Annotated in this window: 8 protein-coding genes; 2 read left to right on the top strand and 6 right to left on the bottom strand. The window is 60.9% G+C overall.

Features of this window, described 5'->3' with window-relative positions; translation table 11 throughout:
• Positions 1–23 precede the first annotated feature (23 nt).
• Positions 24–482, top strand: a complete 459-nt coding sequence (locus B3M52_RS16945) for an META domain-containing protein (RefSeq protein ID WP_075195423.1) — start codon at positions 24–26, stop codon at positions 480–482.
• Positions 483–493: 11 nt separating this feature from the next.
• On the opposite strand, the gene B3M52_RS16940 is transcribed toward B3M52_RS16945, so the two are convergent.
• The 4 genes from B3M52_RS16940 to B3M52_RS16925 all read right to left on the bottom strand — a co-directional run bounded on the left by B3M52_RS16940 (position 494) and on the right by B3M52_RS16925 (position 6,081).
• Positions 494–1,024, bottom strand: coding sequence for a YqiA/YcfP family alpha/beta fold hydrolase (locus B3M52_RS16940; RefSeq protein ID WP_075195422.1), 531 nt, complete (start codon positions 1,022–1,024; stop codon positions 494–496).
• 19 nt (positions 1,025–1,043) lie between these two features.
• The gene (locus tag B3M52_RS16935; RefSeq protein WP_075195421.1) at positions 1,044–2,048 is read right to left on the bottom strand and encodes an LLM class flavin-dependent oxidoreductase; all 1,005 of its coding nucleotides are present in this window, start codon (positions 2,046–2,048) and stop codon (positions 1,044–1,046) included.
• A 78-nt stretch (positions 2,049–2,126) separates the two neighbouring features.
• On the bottom strand, positions 2,127–3,962 hold the full coding sequence (nadN, locus tag B3M52_RS16930; protein WP_075195420.1) for an NAD nucleotidase: 1,836 nt from the start codon (positions 3,960–3,962) through the stop codon (positions 2,127–2,129).
• A 127-nt stretch (positions 3,963–4,089) separates the two neighbouring features.
• Positions 4,090–6,081, bottom strand: coding sequence for an ExeM/NucH family extracellular endonuclease (locus B3M52_RS16925; RefSeq protein ID WP_083637190.1), 1,992 nt, complete (start codon positions 6,079–6,081; stop codon positions 4,090–4,092).
• A 189-nt stretch (positions 6,082–6,270) separates the two neighbouring features.
• On the opposite strand from B3M52_RS16925, the gene B3M52_RS16920 reads away from it, so the two are divergent.
• Entirely contained in the window at positions 6,271–7,467 is a 1,197-nt protein-coding gene (locus tag B3M52_RS16920) for an MFS transporter (RefSeq protein WP_075195419.1), read from the top strand.
• On the opposite strand, the gene B3M52_RS16915 is transcribed toward B3M52_RS16920, so the two are convergent.
• Together B3M52_RS16915 and B3M52_RS16910 are read right to left on the bottom strand one after the other, a co-directional pair.
• Entirely contained in the window at positions 7,464–9,716 is a 2,253-nt protein-coding gene (locus B3M52_RS16915) for an ATP-dependent DNA helicase (RefSeq protein WP_075195418.1), read from the bottom strand. The two genes, B3M52_RS16920 and B3M52_RS16915, sit on opposite strands and share 4 nt — an antisense overlap.
• Positions 9,713–11,413: a VRR-NUC domain-containing protein gene (locus tag B3M52_RS16910; protein ID WP_075195417.1), complete on the bottom strand. Its 1,701-nt coding sequence runs from the start codon at positions 11,411–11,413 to the stop codon at positions 9,713–9,715. The genes B3M52_RS16915 and B3M52_RS16910 overlap by 4 nt, the downstream gene beginning before the upstream one ends.
• Positions 11,414–11,415 lie beyond the last annotated feature (2 nt).

Genomic DNA, 11,415 nt, shown 5'->3' with positions numbered 1-11,415 from the left:
TAACCCTTATAGGGAGAAAGCACATGAGAGGAGTCGTGTCGGTACCTGGGCATGTGGCAATTCTGTTTGCTCTGCTTTTCCTGGCCGGTTGCGTCGGGTCACCTGCTACCAGCCGTTCAGCCGATGACATCGTGGCGATGCCGTTGACCAACACCTATTGGCAGCTGTTGAGCATCGGGGGTGAACCGGTGTCAGAAACCAACGCCGACCAGAAACCCCACATTCTGTTTCTGGACGACGGCCGGGTAAGTGGCTTCAGTGGCTGCAATCAATACATGGGTAACTATCAGGTCACGGGTGAGAACCTGCTGTTTGATTCCATGAGCAGCACTCGCAGGGCCTGCCCGGATAATCAGACGGAACAGTTGCTGTTCGCGGCCCTGGCGAAGACCGTTGGTGTCAATCTCGAAGGCATCGAGCTTCGGTTGTTGGGTGAAGCCGGCGAAGAGTTGGCAGTGTTCGAAGCCTCACGGATGAAATAAGGCGCCGGTCGTCAGGCGTCAGACAGACAGTCGGTCATGAAGCCCCTGAATTCGATCACCAGCCGCGCCAGGCTGTTTTCCAGGCGGTGTCCGTCCGGAAGTACCAGCAACGGCAGCTTCTGCTCCCGTGCCAGCTCAATCACCGGCATCGGCAGTACCACATCGTCGTCCCAGCCGTGAATGATCTGGGTGTGCCGGGCTTGAATCCGGGGGCTGGATTGCGGATACGCCGACATCGCCAAAGCCGGCGCCAGAAGGAAGCACCCCAGTACCGGTGTTTCTGCACTGGTGCGAGCACACACCCAGCCTCCCATGCTGGACCCGGCCAGGATGGTTCTTTCCGGGTCGGCACCCGCCTCGGAGATGGCTTCTCTCATCTGTGTGAGGCGTTCGGCGGGATCTTTCGTGCGGCGATGATCCACGGCAATCGCGGTTACACCGGGAAAGGTTTCCGCTTCGGCTTTCAGCGCCTGTACTTTGGTGCCTCCAGGGCCACTTTCCAGGCCGTGGGACAGGAAAACATGAAATTCGGGCGTGGCCATGGTTGTCTCCGGTAAGAGGTCAGTGTCGGGTGGCGGCCAGGATATCCAGCGCGTGCCGCCGTTTCTCGGGGTCGTACAGATCCACGGTAAACATCAGTTCGTCCACGTCCACAGTCTGCAATAGTCGCTCCAGCTGCTCCCGGAGAGTGTCCTCACTGCCCAGCAACTGCAGCGACAGGAAGTCCTTCACGCCTGCCTGCTCACCGCTGTTCCATAAACCTTCCATGGACTTGACCGGGGGGCGCATCCACAGTGGTTGTCCTCGGAACAGGGAAAGAATGCGCTGGTAACTGGTGGTAGCCAGGAACTGGGCCTCCTCGTCGGTGTCCGCTGGCACGGCCGGAACGGCCAGAATCACATAGGGTTTGTCCAGTTGATCCGAAGGCTGGAAGTTGTCCCGGTAAGTCTGGATCGCCTCGCGGTAAAGCCGGGGCGCGAAGTGGCCGGCAAAGGCGTAGGGTAGCCCCCGCATCGCGGCAAGCTGAGCGCTGTAAAGGCTGGAACCCAGCAGCCAGATGGGCACATTGGTGCCGGCGCCGGGAATGGCCTTGACCGGCTGCCCCGGCTGGAGTGGCCCCAGCAAAGACTGCAGACGCGCGACATCCTCGGGGAACTGTTCTGCCCCGAGGCCGTCCCGGCGCAGCGCCCGGCTGGTTATGGGGTCGGTGCCCGGAGCTCGGCCCAGGCCAAGGTCAATTCGGCCGGGATAGAGGCTTTCCAGGGTGCCGAACTGCTCGGCGATTACCAGCGGCGGATGGTTGGGCAGCATGATACCCCCGGACCCTACCCGGAGAGTGCCGGTAGCACCGGCAATGTGCCCGACCAGTACGGCCGTTGCGGAACTGCTGATGCCTTCCATGTTGTGATGCTCGGCCAGCCAGAAGCGGTTAAAGCCCAGGCTTTCCGCATGGCGGGCGTAGGCCACGCTGTTGGCCAGGGTCTGCCCCACGGAATCGCCTTCGCGAACGGAGGCCAGCTCAAGAAGGGAATAGACAGGGAATTGGGCGCTGGAATTCTGCGACATTGAATGCTCCGGGTTTGAACTATCCGGCAGCATAACAAAAACCGGCCCGCTATGAAGCGGGCCAGGGGATGGTTGCCGTTACGGTGCTGGTGGCGTGTAGGACTGGGTCGAGTAGTCATCCATCGCGGGTTTGCTGATGGTGCCCTGCTCGCTGACGTAGTCCACGAAGGACTGGGCGTAGTCGAGGAAGGTGTCCTCCGAGCGGCCGTCGTCGGTGACGGTGCCGAAGGTCACATAACCGTCCCGTCCGCCACCGGTGAAACTGTTGGTGACCACGTTCAGGGTTTCACCATCGGTGAGGGCGCGCCATTGGGTCTCGTCGCGGCCTTTCACTTCGATGTTGTACAGTTGGTCACCCTCGGCGCGGTTCATGTCCACGTTCCAGCGTAAGCCGGCGGCGTAAGGGTAGGCACCGGTGGAGCCATCGGGCGCATGGGCAAAGGCGACAGCTTCGTTCAGCACCTGGCGGATTTCGGCGCCTGTCATGGTCAGATCGACCAGGGTATTGGCAAACGGCAACAGGGTATAGCCGTCGCCGATGGTGATGTCGCCGGCCTCAATGTCCGTGCGTACGCCGCCAGCGTTCTGGATCGACACATCGGCATTCTTGCTCTGGAACAGGAAGGCCTGGGCTACCACATTGGGGATGTCACCCCCATGCGCTCCTGTCGTGCCTGCACAGCTGGGCAGACTGCTGGTGCCCTGGCCGGGAATGCGCTCCAGGCAGAGGTCTTCGGTTGCGGTACCCACCACCTCATTGCGGAAGGTGTCCAGTTGCTGGGTGTAATTGGCCAGGGCGTTTGCCACGGTGGCGTCTTCGGTGACGATGCTCAACTGCGGAGCAGATTCGACGGCGTCCATGATCGCCTGCAATTCCGCACCTTCGGGTGTGTATTCGTTACCACCGCCGTCTTCACGGACAATGTCGTCGCCCAATAGCAGGTGAGGCACACCGACACAGGATTCCACCACGCCGTCTGCGTTCCATTGAACATTGAGTTCACCCACCACCTGGGAATACTGCCAGGCCTGCGCGACACAAACCTTGTCACCGTCGGCGTTGGTCAACTCGGTGGGATAGGCTCCGGAGGACGTCAGGCCGAAGTCGTCGAAGTCACCCAGCAGGGAGTGGGAATCGCCGCCAATGATCACGTCCACACCGGACAGGGCTCCGGCCAGTACCAGATCATTTTCGTACTGGTAGTGAGTTAGCAGGATGATCTTGTTGACGCCATCGGCCTCCAATTCGTTAATGGCTTCCTGGGCGCTCTCGGTTTCGTCCAGGAATTGTGTGGTGTCCAGCGGGCTGGAGCTGTTCCGGGTCTTGTTGGCGATGTCGATGCCGACAATACCCACTTTCTGGCCGGCGACCTCCTTCACCACATAGGGTTTGATGTAATCGTCAACAGCGGTCGGGGCCAGGGGAGTGCCAACCTGGGGCACTACGTTGGCTGCCAGAACCGGCGTCTGGCAACTGCCGCTGGCGAGGAAATCCAGGAACTTCTTCAGGCCTTCATCGCCACGGTCGAACTCGTGGTTGCCCAGCGCAAAGGCGTCGAAACACACCAGGTTCATCAGCTCGGCATCGGCTTCACCTTCGTAGGAGGTGAAGTACAAAGTGCCGGTGATGGCATCGCCGGCGTGCAGTTTCAGCACATTATCCAGGGCCATCTCACGCTCGGCGATCTTGGCGGCAACTCGGGGGAAGCCCCCGGCGGAGAACTCGGTTTCCTGCCCGGCGATGGTCAGGGACTGCGAGCCGCTTTCAAGGTGTGAGTGGTGATCGTTGATGTGGAGAACGTTCAGGCTCAGCGGGCTGGCGGTGTTATCGTTGCTGCTGTTGTCGTCATCGTCGCTGTCACAACCGACCAGTGCGACGAGAGGGAGTACTACCCAGGCTGACTTACGGATCATTTCCTTGCTCCTGTGTTTGATTTATCCCCCGCATGTTCCGCTTCCCGGATGTCAGTGATGTGATGCTTTTGTTGCCGAAATAAGAAACGCCCGCTCGGAGGCGGGCGTTAACGGGTACAGCTCGTTGTCAGCGCGTGCGAGCTGCTTCCAGAATGGCCTTCAAATCCTGAAAGTTAACCTGCCCATCCATGTTGACGTCATAGTGCTCAACGGAGGCCTTGCCGAACAAGCGTGCCAGGATGAACCGGGCAACGTCGCGGCCGTTGATGCGGCCATCGCCGTTAAGGTCGGCTCGGTCGAACAACGAAGCGGAGTCCATGTTCAGGGCGATAATCACCGGGTCATGATCGGAGGCGCGATAACTGTCTGGGGCGTAGAAGCTGGCCTGCTGTTCCGGCGACTTGAAGTCGGTGTTGTAGTCGAGGGCTCGGGGCTCATCCGCGTTAATGTGCCACACCGCGGTGTCGGCCACTTTCGGCGCCAGTGAGGTGTTGGCAAGGCTGTGGTCGAGGTAACCGGCCTGGCCGAAGAACACGTAGGAATATGCGCTTTCCCCATCCGCCTGAGCGACCAGATCGGTATAGCCGTTGTTGGCGAGTGCGCGGATCGGGTCTTCTTTGGCGTAGGCATTCAGGTCACCGATGATCAGTACGTCTTCCTCGCCAGTACCGGTGGGGTCTGAGGCCAGCCAGCTTACCAGTGCGTTTGAGGCCTGGGTGCGAGCCGGGTTCCAGCACCCCTGTCCGTCACCCTGATCAGCGTTGGCACCGTCGGCGCTGCCACAGCCCTTGGACTTGAAGTGGTTAACGGCAATGACCACCGCATCGTTGCTGTCGGTAGCGCGGAAAGTCTGGGCCAGCGGCTGGCGGTTCAGATCGTCAAACGGCGCGGTGGCGAGTGTTGCTGCGTCACCAACGGTTTCCACCCGGTCGGCGTTGTAGAGGAAGCCCACCGCGATGGCGTCTCCGCCCAGCTTTGGCAGGCCCGGGTCAACGTAGGACCAGTTGCCGCCGAGGCTGTCTGCCAGTTGCGCAATCGCGCTGTTGTCGCCGTAGCCGTCGTTTTCAATTTCCATCACGCCCACGATGTCGGCGTTCAGCGCGTTGATGGCACTAACCAGCTTGGCTGTCTGACGGCTCAGCTCTTCAGCATCATCGGCGCCGCGTGCGGTGGGGAAGCCACCGCCCATGCCATCACCGTTGAAATAGTTCAGTACGTTGAAGGAGGCAACGATCAGGTTGCCGCTGTCTTCCAGTTCGGGGCTGGGGTTGCGCGGGTTGCTCTGAGTGAAGCTGGGAGCTGACAGCGGCTGCAGGCGCCACTCGGAAAACCGATAGTCGAGCACCCCGATCAGGTCGTTCACGGTGTCACCGGCGCGAACGGTGGCGGTTGCACTCAGTTCTGGTGATGGATAGGGCACCATTGCCGGGTTCTGGCGATTGCTGCCGTCATCCAGGATCAGCCGGTCCAGGGCATTGAGCTCTTCGACAGTCGCGGCGTCTTCCCCAGGCTCTGCGACGCTGGTTGGAATGAAGTGCCGGCCACTTCCCAGGGTCAGGCTGCCAAAACGGCCCAGGTCGTAGTTGTCGTTGACGGTTAGCGGCTCGTTGAAGCGGACGCGCATGGACTCAAAGGCTTCCGGGGCATTGGCGGAGGCCCAGGGCAGTGTGATGTTGATGGGGGCTGGAAGTGGCGCCGTGCCACAGTCGGCAAGGTTCGTCACATTGGTGAGTTCGGTCAGGTTGCCGAATTCGGTGACCTCGCCGGCGATCCTCAGACGCTGGCCGACCGTGACGCTCTCGCCCGGCGCATAGACAAACAGACCTTCTGACGTGCTGGGGTTGCTATCGCGCTGGTCCGCCGCGGCTTCAATGTAAAAACCACCCAGACCGTCATCGCCGTTGAACGCGGCGGTTACGATGGCCTCCACAACCAGATTTTCATCGTCAAGCGGGCTGACGTCACCGGCGCCCTGAATGTCGGAGATCAGGCTTGCGGGATTACCACAGGCCATATCCGGCAAGCCGGGGTTGCCTGGTTCCGCACTGGCCACCGGCCCGGCATAGGTGGCGATGGCACTGGCAATGGCGGTAGCAAATGCACACTGTTTTATCGTCATGGTTCTTTCCCTGATTGGTCATTGAAGTTGTCGGGGGCGATCGGCGCCGCCTGTTCCAGTCTGGGAAAGGACTGTGACGAGGGGATGTTGGTTTTATGAATCAGTCATTAATGATATCGATATCCATTTGCATTTGAGGCACAATTATCCGCTTTCGAAAAGGCTTCTTCGCATCATCAAGGAACATATGTGACGACATCCACGCTTGCCAAACGCCAGCTACCCACGGGCATCTGGATCCTCGGCTTTGTCAGCCTGCTGATGGATATTTCATCGGAGATTATTCACAGTCTGTTGCCGATCTATCTGGTTTCCGTTCTCGGCGCCAGTGCTCTGATGGTGGGGCTGATCGAAGGCGCGGCGGAAGCGACAGCGCCTATCATCAAGGTGTTCTCGGGCGCGCTGAGTGACTACCTCGGTAAGCGCAAGGGGTTGGCTGTTATAGGGTATGGTCTGGGCGCATTGACCAAGCCCGTGTTTGCCCTCGCCCCGGGGCTGGGGTGGATTCTGGCAGCCCGGCTTACTGATCGTGTGGGAAAGGGGATCAGGGGGGCACCACGCGACGCATTGGTGGCCGATCTCGCAGCCCCTGAAATACGAGGGGCGGCCTATGGCCTGCGCCAATCCCTGGATACCGTAGGGGCTTTTATAGGTCCGCTGATGGCGATCGGACTAATGCTGCTTTGGCAGAATGATTACCAGGCGGTGTTCTGGGTGGCGGTGGTACCCGCGGCGTTGGCAGTGTTGTTGTTGGTGGTTGGTATTCGCGAACCGGAAAAGCCCATTACCGAAAGGCGTACCAATCCCATAAGCCGTGCGAGTTTGAGGCGGCTGAGCCGTGCCTACTGGGCTGTGGTGGCAATTGGTGCCGTGTTTACCCTGGCGCGGTTCAGCGAAGCTTTCCTGTTGTTGCGTGCCGAAGACGGTGGACTAGGCGTCGCCTGGCTGCCCGTCATTCTGGTGGTCATGAACATTGCCTATTCTTTGTCGGCCTACCCGTTTGGCAAGCTGTCTGATCGTATGGACCATCGGCAGTTATTGATAATGGGGCTGGTGGTATTGCTCATAGCGGACTTGGTGCTGGCGCTGGGTAACCACTGGCTTTGGACGCTTGTCGGCTCTGTTATCTGGGGTCTGCACATGGGGATGACACAGGGGCTGCTCGCGACGATGGTTGCTCACACTGCACCGAAAGCGCTGCGAGGCACAGCGTTTGGCTTTTTCAATCTGGTTGGCGGTGTTGCCCTGTTTCTGGCCAGTGCGGTTGCGGGACTGCTATGGACCTGGGCTGGCCCCGCGCTTACGTTTTACGCTGGCGCCGCCTTTTGCCTGCTGACCATTGGCTTGATGATGTGCCAGGGGAAGCCTGCCGTGGAACCGACCTAGGCCCACCAGGCTGGCAGCAGGTTGCGGATCTGCGGTTGCAGGAAGCGGTCATCGATCAGCCAGATCACGCCGGTGTCCTCCGGCGTTCGGATAACCCGGCCGGCGGCCTGGGCGACTTTCTGCAGGCCGGGAATCAGGTAGGTATAGGCGTGGCCGGCACCGAAGCGTTGCTCGAGCCGCTGGCGCAGAATTTCATGCCAATTGTCGAAGGGCGGCAGGCCGAGCGTTGCCACGAAAGCGCCGATGAGGCGGTCGCCGGGCAGGTCGATGCCCTCACTGAACACGCCCCCGAGTACGGCCAGGGCGACGCCGGTATTGTCCTCATGGAAGGCCTTGAGAAACGCCGTGCGCTCCTCTGCGGACATGCCGGGGCGCTGGGCTCGAAGCGGCAGGTCGGGCGCCTGTTGCAGAAGAGTCTCTTGTACCCGGTTGAGATAGGAAAAGCTGCTGAAAAACGCCAGGTAGTTGCCGGGCCGCTGCTGGTATTGCCGGTGGATCAGTTCCGCGATGGGCGTCAGCGAGCGTTCCCGGTCCGGCCGCCGGGTGCTGATGTCCGGGGTGAAATTCACCTCAAGCTGGTCGCGGGTAAAGGGGCCCGGCAGGGAGCGGAAGCAGGTGTCCTCCGGCATGCCCAGCAGGTCCCGGTAATAGACACCAGGCGACAGGGTCGCGGAAAACATCAGCGTGCTGTCGGCGGCTTCGAAGCGCGGGGCCAGGAAGTCCGCCGGGATCAGGTTCTGGATGGTGAGTCTGGCCTTTCCCCTCGCCGGCCTGATCAGCTCGCACAGGGAATGATCGCCAAACACCTCCGCCAGTTTGGTGAAGGCCAGGCTTTCGAACAACAGTTCCTGCAGGACAAGGTCCGGCGGATGGTCCGCCAGGTAGTCGGTAATGGCGGAGACCAGTCGATTCAGAGCGCCGGTCAGTGAACCCGGAAGATTGTCCAGTATCACCGGCTCACGGCTGATGTCGGGGCAATGGTCGCGGATCACCGATTGCCACGCCCGAGACACGCCATCGAGTTTTGATTTCAAAGCCTTGGGCGACTGTTTCCGAACCCGCAGCAGATGTGCCTGGCTCAGCTCCACGGAGTACATGCCGCGGGCGCGGTCCACCAGGTTGTGAGCCTCGTCGACCAGCAGGCTGGCTTTCCAGTCGTTCTGCCGAACCAGGGCATGGAGCAGGGCGGACTGGTCGAACATCCGGTTTACATCGGCCACCACCACATCGCACCAGCGGGCCATTTCCTGCGCCAGAAAATAGGGGCAGATACCGTGCTGGCGGGCAATGTCCGCCAGTACCATCTGGGTCAGGGCGCCGCTGTGATTGGCGGCGTCCTTACGGGCCGCCGGCAACCGGTCGAAGAAGCCCTTCGCCAGCGGGCAGGCGTCCCCATGGCACGCCTTGTCCGGGTGCTCGCAGGCATGATCCTTGGCCACCAGTTCCAGGGTTCGCAGGGGCAACGGGCCGGGTTGCTTTTCCCGCAACAGGTGAACGGCATCGACGGCCAGTTGCCGGGCGGTATTGCGGCTGGTCAGGTAGAACAGGCGGTCCTGTCTGGCCGTGGGCATCGCCATCAGGGCCGGGAAAAGGGTGCCAAGTGTCTTGCCAAGGCCGGTGGGTGCTTCCAGCAACAATGTCTGTTGACGGACGCTGTTCCTGTAGACGGTTTCCGCCAGGGCGCGCTGCTGAGGTCGGAAGTCCGGGAAGGGAAAGGCCAGGTTTTTTAGCGCCAGATCCCTTTCATGCCGGTGATTGGCTTCCTGTTCAGCCCAATCGCTGTAGTGTTCACAGAGATGTTCCAGCTCCTGCCACAATTCCTCCGCGAAGGCCGTTTCGGTGATGGGGGTTTCCTTGTCCTTGCCGACATCGTAGTAGATCAGGGCGAGATCGATCTGGCTCAACTTTTCCTGTCGACACAGTAACGCTCCGTAGGCCCGCAATTGTGCACGGTGTAGATTGCGCTGGGCTTCCCGTACCCGGGACAGGTCACCGCGGTGGGTCTTGATTTCCTCCAGTCGGCCGGCGATCGGGTCGTAACCGTCGGCCCGCCCACTGACCATCAGTTTGCCGCATTGGCCGGCCAGGGCCACTTCGCTTTGATACCTCGGGCCGCGACGGGCCTGCACCGCACCGTGGCCGGCAATGCCTTCTTCCGACGTGGGCGCCGGGGTGTAGCGCAGGTCCAGATCGCCCTTGCGGGCGGCGAATTCACACAGCGTTCGTACCGCGACGTTGAGGTCGGTCATCGGTCGGTCCAGCGCACATAGCAGACGGAGACGGGAATGCCGTGGTCAACGCAGAACTCAAGCCATCGGGTCTGATGATCCTGCAGGCGGTCGCCAGGGCCTTTGACCTCGATCATTTCATAGCGCCGGTTTGGATCGTTGTGGTCGGGCCGAAAGCGGATCAGGTCAGGAAAGCCGCTGCGGTGTTCGCGCAGGTTGCCCAGCAGGCGCCGGAACATCCGCTCCAGGTGTTGGGCCGGGATGCACGTCAGCGCCATTTCAAGCAATTCCTCCGAGAGTATTGGCCAGATCACAAACGGCGACGCGATGCCCTGTTTTCCCTGCCAGGTATCGCGGATTCGGGTTTTGTAATTGTCAGAGGCCAGCGTGCCGAGGCAGTCGTCAAACAGTGCCTGACGACGTTCTACAAAATCCTCCCGGTACAGGTCCACCGGCCCGGTGTGAAAGGGATGGAAGAATGCGCCGGGCAAAGGTTCGAACAGGGCGGGCCAGCAGAGCAGGCCAAACAGGCCATTGATGAGGGTGTTTTCCACATAGGCAACGGGGGTGTCGGGTTCGCTCAGGTGTTGCATGGCCGCCCACTCCACCGAGTGGCCGTCCGGATTGTCCAGTTCCAGGGTGAACGCCGTCAGTTGCGGGCGTTCGCTTTGCTGGGGTAGCGCCTCTCCCAGTTTCTTCGCCAACCGCGTCAGGATGCGTTCGAGTCCGCGTTCCTCGGCGCCAAACCTGGGTTCGTCGGTGGCGGCCTGGGCAATCTTCCAGGCCTCGTGGTGTTGCTTCAGCCGTTCCAGAAGGCGTAGCTGGCGCAGCCGTGATTCGCGGTGCCCACTGAGGCGATAGGCCTTCAACGCCAGCTCGGTGTTACCGCCGCGCTCCGCCAGCTTGCCCAGTTCGAACAGCAAGCGGCCGCGCCGGCTTTCCAACCAGGCATTCTCATTGGCCGTGGGGATGTCCTGCCATACCGTTTCTGGTGCCTCGCCCTGATCCAGGCGTTCCCGGCAGTGGTGCATCACCAGATAACGATCCACGTCGTCACGTTTGTCAAAAGCCCGGGACTCGGCAGAAAGCGGTACCTGTTCATACTGCTGGTGGCCCAGCTCCACCAGTACGAAATCGGACCAACTCTGGCGCAGGTTGCCGAAAAACATCAGCCGCAGTCGGTCAAACAGGGCCATGTGGTTCAGGCGGATTACCTGTGTGGAGACGTCTGGTAGCCAGAGGTCCACAGGAGCGATGTCGGGATGCAGTGGAATCAGGGTGTCTTTCAGAAGACCCTTGGCGGCCGTCGCTGGCAGGCCGGCCGCTGAGATCTGGTTAGCGAGGGCAGTGCGAAGCTCGCCGAGCGTGAACAGGCGAAACAGCTCGGCAAGGGGAACGCTCGGATTGTCCTCAATCCAGCCTTTGGTGGCGAGCGCGCTCACGGCGTCATTCACCGGTACACCGATCTCCGGGTAGTTGAACTTCTCCACCCGGAACAGGTCGCCGGTGCGCATGACCATACGAGCCAGCAGTGCCCTTGCCGGCTGATCCAAGCTCAGCAGGCCATCTACCTTTCCGATTTCATCGGCGGTCAGCAGATCGCTGTGAAAACGCCGGACCCAGCGCACCACTGTCTCGAAGTTCTCAAGATAGTACAGCGGATTGTCCAGGTCCGCGGTGCCGGGAATGTGAGTCTGCTGGTCTGATGCGAGGGGCATGG

Origin of the sequence: Marinobacter sp. UBA2688 (genome assembly GCF_002352785.1) — a bacterium.
GTDB classification, from domain to species: domain Bacteria; phylum Pseudomonadota; class Gammaproteobacteria; order Pseudomonadales; family Oleiphilaceae; genus Marinobacter; species Marinobacter salarius.
This window is presented reverse-complemented; position numbering and strand designations above follow the sequence as displayed.